Origin of the sequence: Photorhabdus hainanensis, from assembly GCF_018448965.1 — a bacterium.
GTDB lineage: Bacteria > Pseudomonadota > Gammaproteobacteria > Enterobacterales > Enterobacteriaceae > Photorhabdus > Photorhabdus akhurstii.
In genome coordinates, this window is the sequence record NZ_RCWD01000056.1 from 1 (window position 1) to 24,762 (window position 24,762).

The 24,762-nt window shown below is 38.8% G+C and carries 20 protein-coding genes and 1 pseudogene; 7 read left to right on the forward strand and 14 right to left on the reverse strand.

What is annotated here, in order from left to right:
* Window positions 1-1,215: 1,215 nt before the first annotated feature.
* From gntR to gntU, 3 genes are all read left to right on the forward strand, one after another.
* Window positions 1,216-2,211, forward strand: a complete 996-nt coding sequence (gene gntR, locus EAE92_RS22410) for a gluconate operon transcriptional repressor GntR (RefSeq protein ID WP_214069636.1) — start codon at window positions 1,216-1,218, stop codon at window positions 2,209-2,211.
* 168 nt (window positions 2,212-2,379) lie between these two features.
* Complete coding sequence (gntK, locus tag EAE92_RS22415) at window positions 2,380-2,919, forward strand: gluconokinase (RefSeq protein ID WP_214069637.1); 540 nt, start codon at window positions 2,380-2,382, stop codon at window positions 2,917-2,919.
* Window positions 2,919-4,256 (forward strand): gluconate transporter, encoded by a 1,338-nt coding sequence (gene gntU, locus EAE92_RS22420; protein WP_214069638.1) that lies wholly within the window; start codon window positions 2,919-2,921, stop codon window positions 4,254-4,256. The genes gntK and gntU overlap by 1 nt, the downstream gene beginning before the upstream one ends.
* A gap of 89 nt (window positions 4,257-4,345) precedes the next feature.
* Here the strand turns inward: gntU and EAE92_RS22425 are convergent, their stop codons facing one another.
* The 13 genes from EAE92_RS22425 to EAE92_RS22485 all read right to left on the reverse strand — a co-directional run bounded on the left by EAE92_RS22425 (window position 4,346) and on the right by EAE92_RS22485 (window position 21,888).
* The gene (locus EAE92_RS22425; protein WP_214069639.1) at window positions 4,346-5,266 is read right to left on the reverse strand and encodes a GNAT family N-acetyltransferase; all 921 of its coding nucleotides are present in this window, start codon (window positions 5,264-5,266) and stop codon (window positions 4,346-4,348) included.
* Window positions 5,267-5,477: 211 nt separating this feature from the next.
* Window positions 5,478-6,698 (reverse strand): SGNH/GDSL hydrolase family protein, encoded by a 1,221-nt coding sequence (locus EAE92_RS22430; RefSeq protein WP_214069640.1) that lies wholly within the window; start codon window positions 6,696-6,698, stop codon window positions 5,478-5,480.
* Complete coding sequence (locus tag EAE92_RS22435) at window positions 6,685-7,836, reverse strand: SGNH/GDSL hydrolase family protein (RefSeq protein ID WP_214069641.1); 1,152 nt, start codon at window positions 7,834-7,836, stop codon at window positions 6,685-6,687. The genes EAE92_RS22430 and EAE92_RS22435 overlap by 14 nt, the downstream gene beginning before the upstream one ends.
* Complete coding sequence (locus tag EAE92_RS22440; protein WP_214069642.1) at window positions 7,823-9,244, reverse strand: MBOAT family O-acyltransferase; 1,422 nt, start codon at window positions 9,242-9,244, stop codon at window positions 7,823-7,825. The genes EAE92_RS22435 and EAE92_RS22440 overlap by 14 nt, the downstream gene beginning before the upstream one ends.
* A gap of 211 nt (window positions 9,245-9,455) precedes the next feature.
* Complete coding sequence (locus tag EAE92_RS22445; RefSeq protein WP_214069643.1) at window positions 9,456-10,244, reverse strand: protein bax; 789 nt, start codon at window positions 10,242-10,244, stop codon at window positions 9,456-9,458.
* Between the two features lie 1,267 nt (window positions 10,245-11,511).
* Window positions 11,512-12,588, reverse strand: coding sequence for a fimbrial protein (locus EAE92_RS22450; protein ID WP_214069644.1), 1,077 nt, complete (start codon window positions 12,586-12,588; stop codon window positions 11,512-11,514).
* Between the two features lie 12 nt (window positions 12,589-12,600).
* Window positions 12,601-15,075 carry a fimbria/pilus outer membrane usher protein gene (locus EAE92_RS22455; RefSeq protein WP_214069645.1) on the reverse strand — a complete coding sequence of 825 codons (2,475 nt, stop codon included), beginning with the start codon at window positions 15,073-15,075 and terminating at the stop codon, window positions 12,601-12,603.
* Window positions 15,076-15,100: 25 nt separating this feature from the next.
* Window positions 15,101-15,799, reverse strand: a complete 699-nt coding sequence (locus EAE92_RS22460) for a fimbrial biogenesis chaperone (protein WP_214069646.1) — start codon at window positions 15,797-15,799, stop codon at window positions 15,101-15,103.
* Window positions 15,800-15,866: 67 nt separating this feature from the next.
* The gene (locus EAE92_RS22465) at window positions 15,867-16,448 is read right to left on the reverse strand and encodes a fimbrial protein (protein ID WP_214069647.1); all 582 of its coding nucleotides are present in this window, start codon (window positions 16,446-16,448) and stop codon (window positions 15,867-15,869) included.
* Window positions 16,449-17,276: 828 nt separating this feature from the next.
* Window positions 17,277-18,398, reverse strand: coding sequence for a DUF4056 domain-containing protein (locus tag EAE92_RS22470; RefSeq protein WP_214069648.1), 1,122 nt, complete (start codon window positions 18,396-18,398; stop codon window positions 17,277-17,279).
* Window positions 18,395-19,540, reverse strand: a complete 1,146-nt coding sequence (locus EAE92_RS22475) for a BamA/TamA family outer membrane protein (protein WP_214069649.1) — start codon at window positions 19,538-19,540, stop codon at window positions 18,395-18,397. The genes EAE92_RS22470 and EAE92_RS22475 overlap by 4 nt, the downstream gene beginning before the upstream one ends.
* Window positions 19,541-20,542 carry a hypothetical protein gene (locus EAE92_RS22480; RefSeq protein WP_214069650.1) on the reverse strand — a complete coding sequence of 334 codons (1,002 nt, stop codon included), beginning with the start codon at window positions 20,540-20,542 and terminating at the stop codon, window positions 19,541-19,543.
* A gap of 152 nt (window positions 20,543-20,694) precedes the next feature.
* Window positions 20,695-21,888 (reverse strand): benzoate/H(+) symporter BenE family transporter, encoded by a 1,194-nt coding sequence (locus EAE92_RS22485; protein WP_036780412.1) that lies wholly within the window; start codon window positions 21,886-21,888, stop codon window positions 20,695-20,697.
* Between the two features lie 283 nt (window positions 21,889-22,171).
* On the opposite strand from EAE92_RS22485, the gene EAE92_RS22490 reads away from it, so the two are divergent.
* On the forward strand, window positions 22,172-22,840 hold the full coding sequence (locus EAE92_RS22490) for an epoxyqueuosine reductase QueH (protein WP_040154499.1): 669 nt from the start codon (window positions 22,172-22,174) through the stop codon (window positions 22,838-22,840).
* Window positions 22,841-22,955: 115 nt separating this feature from the next.
* Here EAE92_RS22490 and EAE92_RS22495 read toward each other — a convergent pair whose 3' ends face one another.
* Window positions 22,956-23,171 (reverse strand): hypothetical protein, encoded by a 216-nt coding sequence (locus tag EAE92_RS22495; protein WP_036780415.1) that lies wholly within the window; start codon window positions 23,169-23,171, stop codon window positions 22,956-22,958.
* 520 nt (window positions 23,172-23,691) lie between these two features.
* Here EAE92_RS22495 and EAE92_RS22500 point away from each other — a divergent pair.
* The 3 genes and pseudogenes from EAE92_RS22500 to EAE92_RS22510 all read left to right on the forward strand — a co-directional run.
* A pseudogene (locus EAE92_RS22500) lies at window positions 23,692-24,090 on the forward strand (IS630 family transposase); the annotation flags it as partial.
* On the forward strand, window positions 24,087-24,335 hold the full coding sequence (locus EAE92_RS22505; protein WP_214069651.1) for a hypothetical protein: 249 nt from the start codon (window positions 24,087-24,089) through the stop codon (window positions 24,333-24,335). The pseudogene EAE92_RS22500 and the gene EAE92_RS22505, both read left to right, overlap by 4 nt.
* Before the next feature lie 175 nt (window positions 24,336-24,510).
* The coding region (locus EAE92_RS22510) for a hypothetical protein (RefSeq protein ID WP_214069652.1) at window positions 24,511-24,762 on the forward strand (252 nt) is incomplete at its 3' end.

Below are 24,762 nucleotides of genomic sequence, written 5' to 3' on the forward strand. Positions count from 1 at the left end.
AGCGTTTCTGGCGGGAAAGTCTGGAGAGGGGGTGTTCTTAACATGGCGGCAAGCTCCGTTGAGTGAACGGAACTTAATTAAAACAAAGTGCCGGATAAAAAACCAGCACTTTGTCAATAATCTGAAACCCTCAGCGTAAGCTGGGGGTTTTTGCGTTTGTGCGATATACGACAGTCGCTTTGGCTCCATAAACGTTACAATGCCTGCCAAAATTTGCTTTTGTTAACCATCCCTTTATCTCCAGTATCTTAGCCATCTGCGGTTGGCAGTTTTATATTTAGCGGTATATCGCTGTTCCCCTCTGATCAGAATTTGCCTTGGGCAAAGTTTTTTCCACAATTCTTATTAGATGATATAAGTTGCTCTTCTTCCTATAATCGTTGAAATTTCTTTGGGATTTTGTCTCATACACCGTAAAAACTCTGCTTGAATAAACTGTAGTGCAATAATGAGGTTAGGACTTCCATGAGTTCGTGTCGTAAATATTATTGCTAAACGAACCAAATTATAGAAAATGGGGCTTGTTCGTCACTTTTAATGAAATGTTTTCAACATCTTAATGACTAAGTGTATGCACATGACTTAATTGCCTGTGTTTTATCTCGCCGTAGTTGAGTTCAACCTTTCAATGTTTTCAATAGATTTTAAAATCTAGTCGAGAGGAAGGTTTCAAAGTGGATCAGTAGGATAAATCTTATCGGCATGCTGATTAACCGGTTATTTTTGATATCGGTTTTGAGTACTTTATGACGTAGCCTTTTCTTAATTGGTATGAGCTGACGAAAGTTTTCTCTTAATTGAATGCCTGCTTGTACTTAAGTTAACAACGTAGTTCATATTAACCTCGAGTCAGTATCGAATGATTAAACCTTAATTTCGTCTGGACATTTCTCCTAAGCTGACTTAATGTCTTTGCTTCTGATTTTGATAGGTTTGGCAATTTTCAAGTTCTTAGTCACTGTCGAGGCTTGGTTCTTGCTGATTGTGGCGGCTCATTGCCTTCCAATCATTCGGTAATAAATCCTCCTGATTAATAAAAAAATATTTCTTATATTTCCGCTTTAAAGGATGAGATTTTACGATGTATTGAATAAATGGGGGTTACGGTTTCACTATCAGACTAAGTTTAAAAAAATGTATCCTTATAGTGTATAAGTATGTCATAGCGTTGCGTTTATTATCCTAAACTTGACTAATTCTATATTGCGTTGAAATATGAAGAAAAAACGTCCTATTTTGCAAGATGTTGCTGATCGTGTTGGTGTAACTAAAATGACGGTAAGTCGTTTCTTACGTAATCCTGATCAAGTTTCTGAGCGATTGCGAGAAAAAATAGCGGATGCTTTAGATGAGTTAGGTTATATCCCAAATAAAGTGCCGGATATTCTTTCTAATTCTACTAGTCATGCTATTGGTATTTTATTGCCTTCTTTGACTAACCAAGTTTTTGCGGAGGTTATCCGTGGTATCGAATATGTGACGGATAGTTATGGTTATCAAACTATGTTGGCTCACTATGGATATCGCTCAGAAAAGGAAGAAGAGCGTTTGATTTCTTTACTTTCCTATAATATTGATGGTTTGATTCTTTCAGAACGCACTCACACTCCACGAACTTTGAAGATGTTGGAAACGGCGGGTATCCCTGTTGTTGAGCTGATGGATTGTGTTTCTCCTTGTTTTGATACGGCAGTCGGTATTGACAACTTTGAAGCTGCTCGGCAAATGACAATGGCAATGATTGAGCGTGGTTGTCAGAGGGTGATTTATCTTGGTGCGAGACAAGATGAAAGGACAATTATTCGTCTGGAGGGTTATGAAGCTGCAATGGAAAGTGCGGGGTTAAAACCAGGTAAGATAATGACTCCAGACAGCTCTTCTTACACATTAGGGGGGCAGTTACTAAATGAAGCACGAACAAAATATCCTGATGTTGATGGTCTATTTTGTACTAACGATGATCTCGCTATCGGAGCAATTTTCGAGTGCCAACGTCAAGGGATAGCTGTACCGCATGATATTGCGATAGCTGGCTTTCATGGTCATGATGTTGGTCAGGCGATGACACCAAAACTTGCCAGTGTATTGACGTCTCGTGACTTAATGGGGCGGAGGGCTGCCGAATTATTAATGGCTCGGTTGAAAGGCGAACATTTACCGCAAAAAATGATTGATATAGGTTTTCGGTTATCTCCGGGGGAGAGTATCTAATCGGTCTGGTGGATTTGCATTTTTTTGAATTTATTTGTGATAAGTATCACATTTTTATTTCCTGAATATTCCGTGTTGTTGCGAATTTCATCTCTACTTCTGATAATGTTACCGATAACAGTTACCGGTAACATTTTGTAGATAAAATATCTACGTTAAGGAGTTTATATGGGTGATACCCAGCATTCGAATCATGTTTTTGTGCTTATGGGGGTATCCGGTAGTGGTAAATCTGCTGTTGCCAGTGCCGTGGCCTGTAAATTGGATTCTGCTTTTTTAGATGGTGATTTTTTACACCCAAGATCTAACATTAATAAGATGGCTAAAGGCTATGCACTGAATGATGAAGATCGTGAGCCTTGGTTGAAATTACTGAACCATGCAATTTTTGCTATGCAACGCACAAACTCGGTCTCCCTGATTGTTTGTTCTGCTTTAAAAAAGCATTACCGGGATATACTGCGTGATAATAATAAGAATCTGTCATTTCTTTATATGAAAGGCGACTTTGATTTAATTGAAAGTCGATTGAAGGCACGTAAAGATCATTTTTTTAAACCTCAAATGTTGGTATCTCAGTTTGAGACATTAGAAGAGCCAGAGAGTGATGAACAGGATATTTATCTGGTTGACATTAGATCATCTCTTGATGAAGTGATAAATCACTCGATAAAAATAATTAATAGTGTCATTTCAGGGGAAAAATAATGAGTACTTTAACCTTAGTGCTGACAGCGGTGGGTTCTGTTCTCTTACTATTGTTTTTGGTGATGAAAGCCAGAATACACGCTTTTGTTGCGTTAATATTGGTTTCTATGGGAGCGGGTGTTTTCTCTGGTATGCCTCTGGATAAAATTGCTGAAACAATGCAAGAAGGAATGGGAGGAACGTTAGGTTTCTTAGCTATTGTTGTCGCACTAGGGGCAATGTTTGGTAAAGTTCTGCATGAAACAGGCGCACTGGATCAGATTGCGGTTAAATTACTAAATAGTTTTGGTGAAAAGAATGCTCATTATTCACTGGGGATCGCTGGTTTGGTTTGTGCTTTGCCGTTGTTCTTTGATGTAGCGATTGTTTTATTGATTGGTGTGGCATTTGCAGTAGCGCGTCGTACTGGCGGTAATGTAGTCAGGCTGGTTATTCCTTTGTTTGCCGGTGTTGCAGCCGCCGCAGCGTTTTTGTTACCTGGTCCAGTACCGATGTTGTTGGCTTCACAAATGAATGCTGACTTTGGCTGGATGATCTTGATTGGTATCAGTGCCGCGATTCCTGGGATGTTACTGGCGGGGCCAATCTTCGGTAGTTTTATCAGTAAGTATGTCACTCTGGATTTACCTAACGATATGAGTGAGCCAAGTCTTGGTCAAGGTAAGATGCCATCTTTTGGTTTGAGTTTGTCACTGGTTCTGTTCCCTTTGGCTTTGGTTGGATTAAAGGCTATTGGTGAGAGTTTTGTTGAACAAGGATCTAAGTTATATCAGTGGCTTGAATTTATCGGTCATCCATTTTCTGCGATTTTGGTTGCTTGTTTGATTGCTATTTATGGTTTGGCAATTCGCCGTGGGATGAGTAAAGAAAAAGTGATGGATATTTGCTCTTCGGCTATTCAACCGGCTGGAATTATTTTATTGGTGACTGGGGCTGGTGGTGTATTCAAACAAGTATTAGTGGATTCTGGTGTTGGTCCTGCTTTGGGAAATGCATTGATTGGTGCGGGCTTGCCTATTGCATTAGCGTGTTTCATCCTTGCTGGAACAGTACGTATTATTCAAGGTTCTGCAACCGTTGCTTGTTTGACAACTGTTGGTCTGATTTTGCCAGTTGTTGATCTTCTGGGATATTCTGGCGCCCAGCTTGCAGCTCTTTCAATTTGTATTGCGGGTGGTTCTTTGGTATTGAGCCATGTCAATGACTCAGGCTTTTGGTTATTTGGTAAATTTACTGGTGCAACAGAATCTCAGACACTGAAAACTTGGTCAATTATGGAAACTATTCTTGGAACAACAGGTGCGGTTGTTGGAATGGTTTTCTTTACTATGTTGTAATTTGTATGAATTCAGGGATTGTATTAGATTCATGCCGCCTTCTTTAGAAGGCGGCAAGATAAGTAAACTACCTGAAAATATTGGTGACATTAAAAGAGTGTTCTTGCTAGCGGGTGACGGTGGCACCAGCGATCTTTATAGGCAAAAGTGGGTTTGCCAATAGAATAACGCATCTTTTTTTGATTCTGCTGACAGAGCGCTGAAGCATTTTGAATATTTAACCACATGACAATGCTTCCAAGGCTGAGGTTAGCATATTCAGGATCGTATCCGCCGTTTACTGCATCGAATGAAACCCATTGAGGGCTGTCTGATTTTATAACTAAATCGTAGGCTGCTGGGGTTCCGTTGATAGTTAATACACATCCGTACAGATGCTGTTTGAGTTCGGTGTATAATTCGGTTAATTTCCCTTTTTCTTCTTCACTGTGTTTTTTTTCCCACCGTTTTTCGTACAGTGTGGTGTAAATGTCAACAAATTCCTGGCAGGTAAAATCATCGATTTGATGTATTTCTCCTCCTGCACGCTTAAATCTATTAATTTCATTACTCCGATTTCTTCTTGTTTTATAAGAAAAATCTTCTTTAGCAAGGCATATTGTTCGTTTATTTAATCGGCCATAATAAAGGTTGACAAAGTTTTCTTTGTGCAGAGGCGATATGGTTTTTGACTTCCCTGGGATGATAGTTTTTAGATGTTTGGCAATAGGGAAGAGAATCTCATCGTAACTGAAAAAATAATAGTCCTTTTGGTGGCTTGCTGCCAGATGATGATCTTTACATGTAAAGTATGCCCCTTCGATAACGTTTTCTATTTGTGGATTTTCTTTGACGTAAAAGATAAAACTATTGCCAAATTTTTCATTTAAAAAACGTACAATATCTGGATGAGTGGATATTCCACCCCCATAGAGGGAATACGCTTGTTGGTAACGTTCGAAACTACACTCTTTCCAGCCGGAGATGAGCCTTTTTATAGAGCTGAGAGGATACTTGTTTGGAAAAATCATATTTTAAATACTCTTTTTAAAGCTATGTTTTACACATGGTATAAACTTATTTTTCAACGCATTAAATACAACAAAAAAGATAGTTTGTCTTTATTAAATGGGTTTCTTGTGAGCTCATACATATTGTAAACCTAAGATGATAAGTTTAAATTTTCTGCACTAAAAACAAGATAAGTATTTAGTACTATTCCCAATCAAGCTTTGTTGTTGCTTATTGATCGAGAATATTTATTAGTTGTTGATATAAAGCTTCAGCACTGCGTTCATAACCCGCGGCTGAAAGATGAACATAATCAGGACGAGCAAGGTCTTGTTGCGCCCAGCTCTTAATTGAGCATTTTCCACCCATATATTCACGCCAGTTCCAGAATAGTGTGTGCTGATCTTGAGCGACTTTTTGTTGAATATGGATGATATTATCCAGCATTGTTGGTTGTTGTGCTGTACAACTTGTAAGTTGATTGTTTTTCAAAGAATCACCCGGCCCAATAATAAGGATAACTGCTTGTGGCAGCTGATTACGAATCTGCTTTATCTTCATTTCCAGTTGCTGGCGATAGCTTGATAAATCAAGTGAATGATTAAAAGCCTCATTTGTGCCATAAGCGAGGATTACCATATCAGGATGCATTTGAACTAATGTATCAATCCATTGTGGCTGCCACTTATCCATCATATTAATAGTTGCGCCATTAATACCCAAGGCAGATAACATAATACCTGGTTGTGTGCGTTTGATAAACCAGCCGCCTAATTTTAACTGATTATTTTGTATCGCCATAATATTAACTGGGAATGTAACTGATGCTTCAGTAGAAAATTGCCAGTCACCGTGGGTTGCCGGTAATTTCACTATTCGTTTGGTTGTAGATTGAACCAGAATCTGAGCGTCACTCGATGCTTGGTATAACGTCTTGAGTTGATAGCGATAATGGGATGGCGCAAACAGCTTTAGAATTAATTGACTTATTTGGCTACTCGGTTCTGCAATGGCGCCGCCAAGAGGAAAATCATGCCGATTATCTTTGCGGCTGGTAGTGAGTTTCCATTGCTGTTTATTACCGGTCATACTAACCATAGCGTTACGTTGGCCAGGTACATTAATTGGGCTAACAAAACCAATTCCGGCATCGCCAAAACGCTGCTGCAGTAAAAAACGAAGCTTGCCGGTAAAAAAGTCTGCGGCGGTATGGGAATCTCCTATCTGAATGAAATGCAGTTGATTATGACGACTGTTATGCAGTTTATTCGCCAGTAAGGCTAAATTCGGTTCACCAAAGTCTATTAGCTGTTGATTCTCTTTTGCCGGTTGTTGTGTTGGCAATGGTCCTGGTTTTTGTTTATGGCACGATATCAAACTTAAAGAGAGTGTGATGACCAGACTAATGCTAGCTGCTTGGTATCGCTGACGGAGTTGTTTAGTTATTTTCATTTTGCTTGGTTCCATTTTGTTTGGCTGGTTCCTGAATAAATTTAATCAATGAAAATATGTTGTCTGAGATAGTTTGCTGGCCTTTCAAGCTAAAGTGTATACCATCACCACTTCTGAGTTTAATTTTATTACTATTATCGCCAATATAATCGGAATAATCATTTGCATGGTATTTAAAAATATCATTAACAGAAACGTAGATTTCCCCAGCTTTTGTTACTTCCGAACGATACAAGGATCTCAGATATTCCATGTTGGTGGAAAGTTTTTTCTGTCGCATATTGGGAGGACCAACCCAGATAATATCAGCACCGTGGTTACGTGCTTCGGTAAGGATCATGTCGATACGTTGGCGATAGAGGTTTTCCCAATCGGGACTGGAGAATTTCAGGTAGATGTTTCCATGTTTTGGTGGCATATCCCAGGGATCATTTGGCCCCAAAAAAATAACAACTAACTTGATATCACGGTTGGCTTCCAGTGTTTTGTTGATAGTTTCCGGCCAGTTAAAAAAACTGGGGTAAGCGAGTCCAGTACTTTGTTTGCTGAGATTAATACTTGAAATACTGTAATCCCGGTAGAGTCGGCGTTTCAGATGGGGAGCGATACCCTGCATCATTGAATCTCCGGCAAACAGCACTTTATCTTTGGCTGTCAGTGTCACGTTAGTTTTAGCGATAACCGCACTGGGGGAAACATTATTCCTTAAATCATGGGGTATTGGTGAATTAACCGGATGAGTATGGGGAGATTTCTGTAATAACTCAGGAAAAGTTGCAGGCAGATTTGTAACAGGAAAGGGATAACCACTCAGGAGCTTGAGTCCAATCTGAAAATCCGCAGGCAGTGTGATATCAGCTTTCTGGGAAGTTTGCTGATGATTGCCACTATTATTGCCGGTAGTATGTAATATGAAAGCTTCCCCCGCAGCGAGTACGCCTTGTTCCAGGTTATCACCGAAATCCCAGAGCGGATGACCTTGTAAAGTAGCCCAAAGGCTTTGCTGATGGTATTCTTGTTGCCAGAATCTATCCAGTGAACGATGATTTAACCAGATTAACAGTAGGCTAGTTAATATTACGATAAAAGTGACTTGTCCGGCCGTTTTTAAATTAGATTTGAATTCAGAAATTGGCATAAATGAATCCTGGTATTCCTTGTGGTGAAAGCATAAATACTAAAGTCAAAATAATCGCTAATGGTATTGGGTAATATATCCATGAAATCTTAGAGTGAATTTTCTCAACCATTATTTTTAGATTAATCAGCCACGGATAGATAATAAAGAGTCCCCAGAACATCAATAACAACCCACTGTTGGCTATTATTGAGTGAAATAAACCTGATGATATTAATTGATTTAATAATACTAGTGCATCATCGAGAGTAGGACAGCGGAAGAAAACCCATGCCAGACAGACAAAGTGGAAAGTGATGATTCTTGATAAAAATGAGCTGACTGGGTTTCGGGAAGTATTTTGATTTTTTTTGTCTATTGGGGGAAATAACTGGTATTTGACATTGAGGATTATTAATCCCAATCCATGAATAGCTCCCCAGATAATGAAGTTAATTCCGGCTCCATGCCATAATCCAGAGATTACCATAGCGACAAACAAATTAAGATTTTTACGTATAAATCCTTTCTTATTACCACCTAAAGGAATATAGACATAATCACGAATAAATTCAGACAAACTGATATGCCAACGGCGCCAGAAGGCTTGTAAGTTTTCAGCCAAATAAGGGGAATTGAAGTTTTCAGGTACCCTGAAACCAAGGAGTAGCGCTAATCCAGTGACAAGGTTGGTATAACCAGAAAAATTAAAATAGATATGCCATGCATAGGCATAGATACCAACCAGTATTTGCCCCGTATTGTAGCTGGCAGGATCATCAAAAACTGGATTGACATAATTTTCAGATAAATAAGAGCTGAATAAGAATAGCTTAATTATCGCCAGTGCAATCAGTAATATGGCTCTTGATGGTTCAATGATTACTCTTGATGAAATCTGGATTTGAGGCAGGAAATTTTTAGCTCGGTTGATTGGTCCGGCAACAATACTTGGAAAAAAGCATAGGTATAAGGCGACATCAGGAAATGATGCTTTGGGCATCTCTTTTCTTGCGACAGCAACGACATAGCTGACGGAATGAAATGCATAGAAAGATAAACCCAAAGGGACGAGTAATGTCAGTACAGGTAAATCTATGGACAAGCCAAATTCGGCAAACGCTTGTTGGAGACTTTCTTGAAAGAAAGAGTAATATTTGAATAGCGTAAAACATCCCAGAATAGCTATCGTCAAGATAGCAAACGTGATGCGATTGGATAGAAATTTGCTGGCTATGTTTGTTAAAAGATAAATAAATAGCGTGTAGCCAAATAGGGTGCCGGTGAAAAGCGGGTTAAAGGAAAAGACAAACAGATAACTTGCGATTATCAGCAGATAGTTTTGTGCTTTAGTATTTTTTTGTAGCATCCAATACAAGAGAAAGAAAGCAGCAAAGGAACCAAGAAACTCAAAAGAAAAGAAATTCATATTAAACTCTGGTCAATCATTTTATTTCAATATAGGTTAATATTGGATGATATTATAGTATTTAATCTAAACATTCTATCAATGAAAAGAACAAACCGATGGACATAAGAAAATCATCCGTTCCATAGTGGGTTATAGTAACGGATGATATTGGTACTTAGCACAAGATATTCAAACAGAAGATATTCATGCTAATGACTTATTTAGGCCCTTAGTCATGGTCGTTTTTGGCTAACTTCTGCGCCTGAGTAATAAGCCCTTTATTGCTGTTAAATACTTTATGCAGGTAATTGTTGTAAGTTGAACCCAATTGTGAATACCCTTCAAGATTATCAATCAATTTGCTGGTATTTAGTGATTCTTGAAGGCTTCTCTGCTTGGCGCGTGAAACACGCAATGATTCATAAGCGTTATGAGTATTCATATTTTTCATATAGGCTTCGACAGAATCATTGATGGTCGGGTAGGAAAAATAACCTTTTATTTTACCTTGGGTTTTCTTACAGTTGTTACCGCAACGCATACCGAACAAGTTGTTATTCTGTTGTGCAAGCTTAGATGTTCCCCAGCCAGATTCTGTTGCGGCCTGAGTGGCGACAAAATGGGTTGGGATAATATCAACACGACTTAGTAGCTTGTTCCAGTTAACTTTTTTAGGCGAGCTGCTACAGCTCACGTCGTAGTTTTTACAAATTTGTTGCAGGCGCTTGATATCCTGTATGGACCAATGCTTGGCGTTTTGGTGTTCCAATAGCCATTTCCGTTCCTGCATAATTTGTTGATTGTGTTGATCAATCACAGGGACAACAACATTTAAAAACGCTTTCTTACGTAGGGTGCCCGAAGGGTATTTTCGCAAATCTGGCAAACTACTTTGCATGTCATTGTGAGAATACTCTATGCTTTTAGCGGTGCTGGTTGAAGCATGACTAAAAGCGGAAAACAATAGTGAGATAAAGAAAGCGAAGATGGCAGTTGTCCTCATTGTTTGAGAGGGCATTGCTTTTCCTCGTTTGCTCTGAATAAAAAACAAGCTGATGTTAGCAAAATAAATCCAGCATAGCCAGAGTTATTAGCGATTCATAAATATATTTTCTGTAATAAAAATTATTATTTTGCTCATTTGTTTTGTGGTTTTTTATTAATTTATATATGGTTACGTGCTATTCGTGTACAAAATATTACCTGTTATGATCGAGTTATTCATCAGATATAATCATGATTTTCGAGTTAATTTTGTGTCTGTAAGCTGCTTTTTCAAAAGAAAAATGATTTGTAAACCAGTTAGTATAATATCGAAAGTGATTGAATTTAGTTTTATATAGTATTGTTAATTATAGTACAGCCAATCGTAAGAACACTGCGGCGAGTAGTAAACTGATTGATATTAATATTGCCGTTATAAGAATAATTATCATTTTCATAAAAAGGTGACCAGTTACCAATATGGTCTTTTTCCTCTGTAAGTTAAAATTAAGTCGTCTCTGTCAGGCTTGAGCTAATTTTCTAATGCATCCATTGTCATTGGTGCGATGCAGGATATTCGATATGGTTCTAAATGTTAAGTTAAAATAAGTAACAATGTGTTACAAATATTTACTTCAGGTGATATTGTAAAAATATAATAATGAAGGTGTATATAAGAATAAAAAAATCCAATAATTTATTTGTTGATAATAAAAATATTTATCTTTCTATTTCTATATTAAAGGTGTTTTTTGAGAATGAATGTTATATTTTTGTTATGTCCAATTAAATTATTTATTACATTTTTATATTATGTGTGATTATATTTGATTTATAAGTATTTTATTTTTGAATTTATTTTATGTTATTGATTTTTAATTAATTATTTTAATTATTGATTAATGTGAATTGAGTGTTTTTGTATTTTTTGTTTGTATTCTTTGGGGGTGTTATTATTTAAGGGGTATTTTTTGGTTTATGGGTGGTGGTTGTTTTTTTATTCTTTAATAAGGTTGTTAAATATTACCTTGATATTGTTTTTTTAATTTTATTGATGAGTGTAATTATATTTTTCCCTATAGAATTACATTATTTTATTGGGTAATTAAGTGAGTTTGTGTGATGGCTTAATGCTAAGATTATCATTGTGTTACATCAATTCATGATAGGTTGTAAATGTAAATGAATTTTTCTTCAGAAACACTTTATTACAAATTATTACTTATTGAAACATAAATTTTTAATTCGGATAGGGGAAATAAGAGACATCTCCTTTGCCTCTTGGGTAATTTTCCTCTTGATTAATTGTATTCAAAGTTCAGCACAGAGGTTGCTTTCAGGTCCCCTGCTATGATGTTTTGCGGATCATAAACGTGGTAGTAAGCATTAAGGTCGATGGAAAAGTTTTTATCAATGACATTGCCGGAGTTTTTGCTGAATAGCAGTGTCGCGCCACGGGATGAGGATGGTGAGGCGCTGAAAGTTATCGGCGATGAATCACTTGTCTGAGAGACACGGATACCAACACCTTTAGCGGCACCGGCTTTGCTATCAATTAAGGTTTGATTGTCATTTGGCAGCAGATTATTACTGCTTAGGTAAGCTTTAACTGAGCGTGAAGTTTTACCGTTTTGGAGATACTTGCATTCAAAGTTCAGGGTAAAAGGGGTTTCGCCTTTATCTGTTCCGTTAAGTAATCTAATGCGGTTGACTTTTGGTAGATTCACTGTCAACCCAGCATTTAAGAAGTGACAAGTTGTATCTCTGTGATTAAAAATCATCGTAACGGGCTGGTAATAGATATCTTCAGAATGCGTCGGCCACTCCCAGGTAAGAATAAAGGTCAGGAAATCGGTAGCGAAACGGAGAATGGCGTCAAGGATTCCTAAGTTGGTGGTATCCATAGCAATTACAGCAGTTTTTAATGTTGCAGAATTGCCGGAAAAGACATGAATATTACTACCACCAGGTCTGCCGCCCAGTAGTTTTACATTAAGTGTAAATTGGGCTTGCAATTTGCCAGCAGGGTATGTGTCGTTACTGTTTCCCAGATTAATACTATTGCTAGGAGAAAGATTCGTGACAGTCACTTCGGCATAATCTTTGCCGCCATTGAATCCTAAGACAACTTTGTTTTTGGTAAAAGGCGAGCCGTTAGCAACAGAGTTTTGTTTCCATAATGAATTTCTTGTACATGTAAAATAGCCAGAATATTGGGTGTTGAGTATCCAGGTTGCATTACTGTTCAGGGTGAGATTATCTGTCATATCAACCGTGATTGCCGGTGCTGTTATTGCATATTTAGGTTGGCAGTCTGCATAGGCTATGTTGCTGCTTAGACTGATTATGGCCGCCAGATACAATGATTTAAGTTTCATTACTCTTCTCCCTTAACGGCAAATATTGGCGGTTGAGCCCATTTCAGGCTGTGGTTCGTTTATTGTGCAACTCTTTTCGCCTAGCTGACCGATGTGGATATAAATTTGTTGTGGTAATTTTTCTGCTCGCAGGAAAACCATGCTGCCCTGACCAACATATCCTAAGCTGTTACCTTCTGAATCGACAATTTCAGTACCGAAAGGCAAAGGTTTACCATCAGCCTGAGAGGCATAGAAAACAAACGTTTTCCTCTGGTCTGTTTTAAATCCGATATGGGTAATCGCACCGGAATATGGCGCAACATCTCTGATATTACCGATAAGTTCAGCTGCATCTTCTGACACCTCACTGGTATCTAGCATGATGGCGTTTTTTCGGTAAGGAGAGAGGTAAGGTATCAGCAACTTACCGCTATTGTTTGTCATCATGCTTTTATCACCATTCACTGAAGCGTTTGCTGTGCCTGGCGCGTCAATGATGGCGAAAGTTTCTCCAACCTGATTAGCAGCCAGAATTCCACCTTGATAAGCAACCAAACTGCCGATTGCGCCAAGCCCCATTTGGCGATACTCCTTGGATTGGCTATAAGAACTGCTCAATGTGGCAACGGATGTTTTGTAGGTTAAATTTGCGCTGGTTGTTGTCGAACCGCTTTTCTGATCTGAAATGTTGAAGTGGTAATTCAAACGGTTGTTTGGGCCTGCGCTGCCGCTTAACCCTAAGTTACTGTTGTTATAGTGATTTTCATTGATTGAGACATTATTGGTCAGATAGGCTGGGTAGCCAAACAACTCGAAAGGAATGGATAGCATCAGATAGTAGCGTTGTTCCTCTTTACTCTCTGTTTCGTTGATATTGTATCGGACACGGCTTGTTGTCAGGGAATAATTGACTTTACCCAGACTGTTGGAATATCCCATTTGATACTCTCTACTTTTATTCTGGGTTCCCCAGTAATCACGGAATGTTCCCGAAAGAAAAAGTGAACCTGCACCACTACCAAGATTCTGATTTAAATTGATATTAAAGGTATTTTTTTGATGGGAATAGTATTGTTGGTTATAGCCGTTGCTTATCCAGTCATGTAGATCAATTGCATCGATTAAGGTGAGATAATTTTTAGTTGAATAGCGATAAGCCGCCAGCGAAAAATTTGTTTTTGTTTGTGGAATATAGCGGCTATAAGCCAATTTGTAGCTTTGACCTTTCATGGTTGGGTTATTATCAAATTTGGCGCTGGATTGTGAAACGTCAATTGAGACAGCGCCAATGGGTAGATTAAAGCCACTACCTAACAATAGTGAATAATAATCTTTACTGATAATAGTGCCTGTATAACCGGTCAGGACATTATTAAAACCATATTGATAGCTGGCTTGAAAAAAGTTTGGTTTATAACGACTGTTGGCAATATGTGTTTTTCCCGCACTGATATCATATTTGCCAAGACCTTCTTTCATCATATTAGGAACGGATGAAAAGGGGACGGTAAAGTTGTTAGTACGTCCGTCCGCTTCCGTCACTTCAACTAGCAAATCACCACCTGAACCTGTTGGTAAAATAGTATCAATGGCAAACGGCCCTGGTGGCACATTGCCTTGATAAATAACAACATTATTTTGGGTGACTTTTACCAGGGCGTTAGTCTGCGCAACTCCCCTGACGATAGGGGAAAATCCTTGCCAGGCATCGGGGTACATGCGCATATCTGTTTTCAGATTGATACCTCGAAAGCGGAAAGAGTCGAATAAATCGCTTGATGTATAGCTATCGCCAATGCGAAGTTCTGAATTAATTGATGAAATTCCCCGTTGTAGATAACGGGTGTTGTTACTCCATTTATCACCATTTGATCGTGTATAGTGATAAGAGGATTGATCACGTAATTGCCAGCCAAATAGATTCAAACCGCTATTAAGCGACACGTAAACATTATCTTCATTTTCACGGTCATGGTTTTGTTTATTCCTATTTTGAGTATGGTAATAGTTGGCGTTATAGGACAGCATAGCGCCGGGGATACCCCTGTCCCAGAATGCAGGATCGATATAGCCTTTGAGTTCGTTTTTGACATACGCTTGCGGGACCACCAGATGTAGACTGAGTTTAGGAACATCGAGATTAGCGGTTCCTTCATATATTATTTTAGTAAGAAGAATTTCATCTTTGGATAAATTTGATTCTGATAATTGGTCCTTATCAATTTTTATACCTAATCTAGGGAGATCTTCATTAAATAAGTAAATATCTTTACCATTATTTTGGATATTAATATCAAATCTTCCTTTCCAGTCGTTATTTAGATATATATCAATGTCGTAACGGCCAGCGGGTAGTTCTGAAGTGGAATAAAACCGGGATAAATCTGCTTTTGCAGATTCACCGGCTAGAAAATCAGTATTAAATGTTGCGGCATAGCATAAACAACCTGTATACAGCAAGGCGCCTATTATCAGAGCTAACCGACTAACTTTTTGTCTCATCATGTTCTATGCTATGCCAGTAATATCACTATTGAAGTAGTAAAGTTAATTTATTTATAGCACCAAAATCGTCAATAATAGCCAGAGTTAATTTGTCTCCAACTTTTACTTTTTCATTAGTACTGAATGAATGAGAAGAGAACGGTTTTATAATTGTTCCTTCATTGAGTAAGTTAGGTTGAGTATCGGAAGATTTAAGGCCGACGATATTCACGAAATAGGGTGATGAGTTCTCCAATTTTAGCTGGCTACCCTCACGTTTTAATACAATATGTTGTTGGAGCTGTTTTGGTAAAATAGAAAGTTTATTAGGCCGGTAGAAAAATTTGATCCGGGTACGAATAGCAATCTGCATGACGTTTTTGTCACCAATATTTTCTGCAACGGGAGGAATATCCAGAACATTCAAATAAAACAGCGATTCACGATCAGTCGGTAGATTGCTGTTGATGTGCTTAATTCTTAATTGCTGCCCGTTATTGCCATCAATTTTGACGACTGGAGGGGTGAGTAAAAAGGGGACTTTAGCTGTTTCAGGTGTTGAATTAGGATCACCATCATCTATCCAGGATTGTACTAGGGAGGGTTGATCCCCTGCATTTAATAATTGAACCGATACCTCTTTATTACCGGATGGATAAATAACACGTGTTGTGTTAATAACGATGTTGGCATGCGCAGTTAAAGTCGTCATTCCTAATAGTATAGCTAAAAATAGTTTCTTCATAACGTTATTTTTGCCAAATTAAATAAGCCTATTTATTTAAATAGGCTTTATTCATTGTAGTAAATAATTACATATAAGTAACGTGATAAGTAACCATCGTTACGACTTTACCTAGATCTGCCTCAGCAGTGCCTATTTTGTAGTATTTCGCATAGAAATCGACAGTTTCAGGTACTGCCCCAGAGCCTTTGATTCCTGTATCAAACGCCTTATTCAGCATAATAGGGGCGTGTTCTTCGCTGTGTTTAACAATGGCGATACCTACGTTTTTCGGTTTGCCGTTTGCATTGGACTCTTGGTTGATCAGGTATTTACCATCGTTAGCGATGGTGTGTGATGATGAGAATTGGATTTTCAACATAGAGGTTGCTGGGTCAAAACCAACGGCTTTGGACTGACAGTTAGAAAACTCCATTGAAAATGCTTTCTTACCAAAATCAATTAAGCCTTCTTTTTGTCCGGCTTGAGTGACTGAGATAGGTTCCAATATAATCGACAGATTAGTTGAAACACCACCGTTAATAGTACAAGTGGCATCAGTGACTGCGCCAGAGAAATGTAGTGTACCACCAGCAGCATTATCGGCTGCAACAGCAGAGCCTGTGGCAAAAATAAGGGCGGCGGTGGTTGATAACGCGAGTTTATTCATTTTTCCTCTCCAGGAGTAGGGACATCTTAATTGGTTTTATCAGGGGGTAAAGATAGGGGCCCTGAATCCCCCGATACATCAAATAAATTAATAAAGTAATGTTAGTTTTTATCTATTAAATTGATTAATATTATAAATTTAAAATAAAAATCAACATATTATATAGTTGAAAATAGTTTAGTAACTTGAGCTTCGGTTTAATAATTCTAATAATTACCAATGTAAGTTCTTATTTTGTCTATTTAGATAAAGATGATATTGTTTATACATATTTATAACTTGAAAACATATATTATAGACGATTAAACCTATTTAAGAAGGGATTTTTATTATTTAAGTTAAATTAAGAGTGAATGTCTATTTTTTCGATAAAAATAAGTGAAATACACAGTTTGTGAGTGTAATTTGGAGTTGTATTCTAAATTTTTTGTCTTTTTGAGATTTTATTTCTTTTTTGGTTTGTTTGGTTGGTTAATGTTTTTGTGGTTTTTTGATTTATTTTTTAAATGCCATGTAATATTAATTATTATATATCAGTTATTTATTGGCTTTTTATCTTTGTAAATATTTTAATACAATTTTTTATCCGGTGAAATAATGCCTTAATGATGAGGTTTTTCCCTTTCTAGCTTAATTTAAGTACAGGCAGCATAGTTTGGTTTTATTATAGATAATGTTGATTTTATATTGTTATGTAACATTGCGTAAATAGTAAATAATAATTGATGATATTTCAAAGGGATTATTATTTGAGAAATAGTAATCTGAAATCTTCTATATACTTTAACTCATAATGTTATATTCATTCTTTCATTGAAAATATATGAATCAATAATTCTCTTGTTGTTCTTTCGCTTTTTCTGCCAATTGTGGAAAATCGAGTGCAATCCAGTAACTTTCTGGTACAGGAAGATCTTTCATTTGGCGGCTAGGCCACAATTGTAATTCGGCCAATTCAGATAATCTGTAGCCAATATATTGTTGTGGCAGGGTGAGCCTAAGTGGAAATTGCTGTTCTGTCGGCACCATATTAGGCGTGCGATCACTGTGAATATGGAAATCGCGTTGAAGGATTAGGCGTTTATCAGGTATACGGCGTTTGCTGTCCCACCAGATACCATCAACCTGTTCAAACATTTTCCGCGTTTCATCAGGGGATAAGGCTTCCAGTTCACGTAGAGCAGGAGGCAGAATGGCTTGTATTGATAGACGGTATTGTTTCATTGACGGCACTTGTCCTGCCAGTATCAAAGAGAGGGAAAGACGAGCGCCTAATAGATTAGAGTAGAGATCTTCAGGAGAGAACGCGGATACTTTTTCAGAAAATCCCGGTACAGACTGATAGCCATACCATTGGGCGATTTCATGCCATGCAGCAAGTTCAAAAGCCAATTTTACCGCGAGATAAGCAGTTAGGGTATAACGTTGTTCTATCGCTGCTGGTGGTGTGAATTGATAGAACTGGATACGGCGTGATGCTAATTCGTTGCTGAGTTCTATTTGCCACTCTTCTCCAAGACGAGGCCAGATTTGACTGAATAGAAAAACCGCATTATCAGCGGTATCCCGTACATGGGAAATATCAATGAATCCGCCCCGGCGGGTATATATCATCCCTACTTTTTCATTACTAAGTCCTGTTAACGAAGCGACGGTACCAAAAAAACTGTTGTTATAATTATGCGCCCCAAGATTATCGGCATCCAACACATTACTTATGTGGTAAAAAGGTACTGGAATGGTCAGTAATTCAGTTTTTAAATTATAGCCAAAAGCGCAGCAAGCTCTTAATCCTTCGGGTGAGGGAATCGGAGCAAGAACCGGCCATGCGCGGGTGGCTTCGGCGGTTGTTTCACTATTTAAGTCAGGTTGTACTGGTGCGATTGAAGAAAAAGTTCCCTGGCATCCTGTAACTAACGTTAAAGCAGCAATCCATAAACGTAATTTCAAAACGCCTCTCCTACCTGAAAATAAAATCCATTGCTTTTTTTACCGACGCCAAAGTCCAGTCTGACATTCATTTTAGGTTTAAATTCAAAACGATAGCCAGCGCCAACTGTGGGTAACCAGTTTTTTGAGCCAATATCTTCTGCGTAATGACTTAGGGTGCCAGCCCCAGCCCATAAGACGAATCCGTGCCGCCAGTCCAATTTGCGCCGATATTCCAGTTGAGAGCTGATAACATTTTTGTCCCGGTATCTGCCTTCATAATATCCGCGCATCCGATTGCCATTACCTAACATTGACAGCATATTCCAGGGCGCCTGGCCGTCAGTGAAACGACCATAACTATCAAATGCCAGTACAGATTTCTCATCTAATTGATAATAGGTGCTGTATTGCATATTCACGGTGTTAAACCGACGGTCGCCGCCTAATGTCGGGGAAAAATGGGTGTAAGTAATATCAAGCACTTGTCCTTGATGAGCATTAGGCAGAAAATCCCGTGTGTCATAGCTGAAATAGGCACTGACGCCTGAACTCAATGTGGATCGTCCATCATTCTCGGCTGCGAAAAGTTTTTTAGCGCCGTTATCGGGATCTTTGGCGTGTAATGATGAAAAATGCCAGCCGGCGCCTAAATAGGTAGAATCAGCAACGCGATAGAGGATTCTGGGTTGTAAGCGCAATTCCTGTGAGCGATATTTTTCTTTGCGATCATTTACCTTACCTGCTTGATATCCTGTTCCCCAATAATAGGTGGGAACGTTGTTCAATGTACCGGAAAGAAAAAAACGCCATTTATCATCAGCAAAGAAATTGTAGTTATCAAATGTGAAGCCAAAGGCACCGGTTGAAGAGGCAAATCCATTCAGGGAAAGAGAAGAGATTTGGCTGGTATGATCGTTATCATCTGGCCGATAGAGACCGACGACAGCAACACCGATACCGGCACTTAATTCTGGAGTATAAAAAGGGCCGGGTAAAACGCCCCAGTCAATCGCTTTACTACTGTCATAGGTATTGCTGCCGCCTAATTTTTCCAGCCAGCCATCGATTTTTTCCCTGCTAAGTAGTGCTTCACCATATGAGAAATCAGAAATAAAAAGGCTGACTAAAGCCAGCCCATGTAAAATACAGCGGATATTCATTTAAAAACGGAACTCTCCTGAAATATAACAGCTGTTACGTTTGTTAAAGCCAACTTCAGTCAGCAGATTAAAATGGCGGGTGACTTCCAGCCTTGCACCAACCGTATTATTCCAGCGAGATGCAATATGCTGTTTTACTTTGAATTTCATACTATCATAATCGTCGAATGCACTGACCAGTTTGTCAAACATGGGGGGTAAATCCAGATTACTAATATTGCCTTTAAATTCCTGAGTAATTCTCTGGTACATACCACCGGTCCATACTTGCAATTTGGTATTTCCTTGTCCTGGGATGATTGGCTGGAATATAAACTCATAACCAACACGTGGTGTAACAACCAGAGCGCTAATTTTACCATTCAGAATGTCCAGATTAGTGTAGGTATAGTTGGTATCAAGCGTACCGAAAAACTGATCGTAACCCCCTGCCAGAGTTAAACCGCCACCATAGGTTTTACCTTTAAAGTCCAGTGCGAAAGGGATATCTTTCATATCAGGAATAGAGAATCCAGCAAATCTGATTCCTTCAATGTTGGTTTTCGATGTGCCTTTTGTCCAGCCATAAACGCCATAAACATTCAGAAAAGGCAGAACCCAAGTATCCAGTTTGAGCATATGTGATTCATTCTTTCCTCTGGTTTTTCCTGTCTGGATATCCAGTGCGTCTTCAAATTCTGGGGTATTCGGTATAATGATTTTAATATCGTCTACAATGATATTCTGTCGCATATTCATATAACCGTAACTGGCGCCAAAAGGTTCCGGTAGGTCATAACCTTTAGCTCTGGCTTCATCATCCCAAATCGGAAGTATCCGTGATTCTTGCTTATTTGGTTTTCTGGATAAACTACCATCAGCAGTCGTTTGGCTTCTTCCGGATTGGCTGACAGAGAGAGAAAGAATTGGGTGATCATCAGCATAGCTATAAGGGATTGCCAGGCATGATGAAATAACGGCTAACTTACTAATATCAGAAAATTTCGTATCAAAAAATTTCATAATAGGAAGCTCGGCTTTGCGGGTAAGAAAATTTAAGGTTGTTAGATACGTCCCATCGTAATATTCAAAGCGCAACAGACCCGGCAAACTATCATAAGTTTTATTGACAATAAGTATCATAAAGTGCTGAAAAGTATAATTTTGCTGTTCATCTAATGAACTATTTTGGTTTTCCTCGGCAGAGATAAAAGGATCATGGTTATTACTCCACCGATTAATCCCCAGAATGCAGCGCCTACGCCAAGTAATGTCACACCGGAAGCGGTGATCAAAAATGTGATTACCGCGGCGTCTCGTTGCTTTTCATTTTGTAACGCTTGTAGCAGGCTGCCAGAAATTGTTCCAAGCAATGCTAATCCGGCAATAATATGAATAAGCGCCGCCGGTAGGGCGCTGAATAACATACTGATTGAGCCACCGAACAGTCCCGCTATCAGGTAAAACACGCCTGCTACGGCAGCGGCCATATAACGGCGATTTGGGTCAGCGTGAATTTCCGGGCTCATACAAATTGCGGCCGTAATGGCGGCAATACAGACGGAAAAACCACCAAAAGGTGACAAGATCAGTGAAATGAGCGCAGTCCAGCTTATCAGTGACGAAACAGAAACCGGATATCCTGAGGCTTTTAGTGTGGCGATGCCGGGCGCGTTTTGGGATGCCATTGTGACGATGAAAAATGGAATACCGACACTCAATAACGAAGAGAATGTGAAACTGGGTGTAATAAATTCAGGGGTGACAAATGCGGCTGTAGATTGTTGTTCAAAGTGAATATCTCCCTGTAAAGCGGCGATAATCAGCCCTGATAATAGTGTTAAGATGATGGTATAGCGGGATAAATATCTGCGTGCCAGAAGATAAGTCAAACACATTCCGGCAGTCAGTACGAAGTTGACCGAAAATGAAGAAAAAGCATCCAAACCAAAGCGTAATAGAATACCGGCTAACATGGCTGCGGAAAGTGCTTGTGGGATATAGTTCATTAATCGAGCAAACAGGCCGGTAATACCGCACAGCAAGATCAGCGCTGAAGCAAAGATAAAGATACCAATGGCTTCGTTGATTGATGTTCCAGGTAGCGTTGTCGCCAGTAGCGCGGCGCCCGGTGTTGACCATGCGGTAAGGACGGGGGTGCGGTAATAAAGCGATAGCCCTAGGGAGCTGATACCCATTCCAAGTCCTAGCATACTTAGCCAGCCGCCGATCTGTAGGGTGGTGGCGCCCGCCGCTTCCGCAGCTTGAAAGATAATTGCCGCTGAACTGGTATATCCGACTAAAACAGCGACAAATCCGGCGGTAATTGCCGGAAAAGAGAGGTCACGCAGAGAAATTGTATGGCGCATGGTGGTCTCCATTTAAATTATTTTGGTTAAAAGTATCTGAATTTGGCTATAATTTAGCTAACTATCAGCGTAAAACAGATTTATCGGTAGTGAACTTCCTTGTACAAACTTTGATGATGACAAGATAACGGTAGAATCTGCCAGAATTTCAGGTAATTTACTGTGATCAGAAAAGTAAGGATCGCAATGGCAAATAAGTCATGATGAATTTCATTCGAAAAATTTGAAGCTAAAAATAACTATATTCTATAATTAATTCTTATAATTATATGGAGCCTGCTAAATGGAAAACTGTGTTCGCCCTGTTTTAACGTTACCGGATAATGCGGAACGATTATTATTGCACTCTTGTTGTGCTCCTTGCTCTGGTGAAGTGATGGAAGCGCTACATGCCTCTGGAATTGATTACACCGTCTTTTTCTATAATCCGAATATTCATCCAAAACGGGAATATTTAATTCGCAAAGAAGAGAACATTCGTTTTGCGGAGCAACACAATGTGCCATTTGTGGATGCGGATTATGACAGCGATAACTGGTTTGAACGTGCTAAAGGTATGGAACTGGAGCCAGAAAGAGGTGTTCGCTGCACCATGTGTTTTGATATGCGTTTTGAGCGTACTGCTTTGTATGCTTATGAAAATAATTTCAGTGTTATTTCAAGCTCGTTGGGCATTTCTCGTTGGAAAAACATGCAGCAGATAAATGATTGTGGAAAACGAGCGGCAAGTCAGTATCCGGGGATTCAATACTGGGATTACAACTGGCGTAAGCAAGGTGGTTCAGCCCGGATGATCGAAATCAGTAAACGGGAAAGATTTTATCAGCAGGAATATTGTGGTTGTATCTATTCATTGCGTGACACGAATAAACACCGTAAATCTCAGGGACGGGATATCATCAGGATTGGTGTTAAATATTATGGTGATGAAGATACCGAAGGGGCTTGTTAAGCTTTTCACGATAGCCTGTTGAGGGGGGGATTTTCCCCCCTGAATTTACAGTTATGACGTTACTAAACTTGTGTCATAACGATTGCGGCACATTAGTGGCGTCAGTCTGGGAAACTCAGTGAGCCTTCTTAGCTTCTTTGCTTGCTGCCTTCTGATGTGAGTGTTGTTTAGGTGCGGTTTTGTCGGATTTCTTCCCTGCTTTGGTATTTTCCACATGGGAAGGGGTAGCCTTGGTATCCGAAGATTGGGTTACGGGAGTGCTAGGTGCAGCTAATACTGCGCCAGAGAATAACAGTGATAATACAGTTATAGATAAGCCTAAACGTGTCATGATAATTTTCCTGTGTTTTAACTTTAGTTTCATTTGCTGGAATACATTTTGAGCGACTAAGTAAGCTACTTGCTATTCCAGATCTGTCTTAACGCCCGGATTTGCCTTAACGCTCAGTGAGTATACGGGCTTGATCGTTAATTCAGCAATTTAAGATAATGCATTTTTATAGGTTTTTATAATTCGTTGAAGAATCGTTGAAGTTTTTGGGCATAACTTGCCTGATAACAGAGAGTGTTTATTTAAAGCGATAGGTTCTCTATTGACATGTATACTCCGGGTTTTGTGAGTTGTTTGTGTTAACTGTTCATTCATAAGCAGGTTTGTGCAAGCTATAATTAATTATTATTGCCAGTCTGCTTGCACACTATTTATAACTTATAGGTTATAGCCTATAGGAGATAATCATGTTTTAATGAAAATGAAATAAACGTAGTCTATTTATATAATACGTTATTTATTTAAATAAATTTTCAAAATAATAGATCCCTGGAAGGGAATTCAGTCCGATTTTTGCGATCTGATCAATTGCGAAAAATCCCAAACAGAGCAAGTCACCTATGTTAAAGGAATAAAAAAGAACTCTGATTTATTTATCAAAATGTTAGATGAACTGAATCATCAATATCCCCATGCGGAAACCCTCACATTAATCTTAGATAACTACGGTATTCATAAAAGTCAGAAGGTAAAGGAGTGGCTGGCACGACATCCCAAATTTACTCTGCTGTTTTTACCCGTCTATTCACCGTGGCTAAATAAAATAGAACGATTATGATAATCGCTCCATGAGACAATAACGCGAAATCATTGTTGTCAATTTATGTGGCAGTTGATTAATTATGTTGATGCTTTTTTGGCATCGTTTTCATCACAGCAAAAGTCAGGAAGACAAAAAATAAGTGTGGCGCTATTATGAAACCTTATTTAAAAGGCGACATTGACTTTGATGAAATAAAACGTCAAAGAAAAGATATTGATATATCGGTAAAGGTCAATCGGGAAATAATAATTCCGCGCTATCCTAAGGATAGAGAAGGGATAGAAAAAGCCATTGTGAAACTTCAAGCTAAAATCTCTGAACTGGATGCGATATTAGCAAAAGAACCGCCGCCGGAATGCAGATGGATAATTTCGATTTACTTGCCGTCGATAATCCCATGAAATAAAGATTATTTTCTTTGTAGCGTATGATTAAAACCCCCTTGAGTCGATTTAATTTCATTGGAAAGTCATGAGAATCATGCTTAAAAGAGAAAATTAAGCGACGTAGAGTCAATGGTATTTTGTTTTTTTTATAAGGCATTGTTTTATCTATGTAATTTTTGGGTTGTTTCAAATGTTTTCTGTAAAATTATGGTTTGGATACATCAGGTCGCGACAGTGGCGGATAATTTTTTGTGCGGCGGGCTTAATCGGGTTAGCTATCTTTGGGCTGCGGTTATTGCTCTTTGATTATCGGTGGGAGATATATCATTTTTGGCATCAAGAGCGACTTTCTATTGATAGAGAGCGGCAAACCTGGGCCAGCCGATATATTCCTGTGTTGCACAATAATGTATTTTTATCGGAGAAAGCGATTGCTACGATT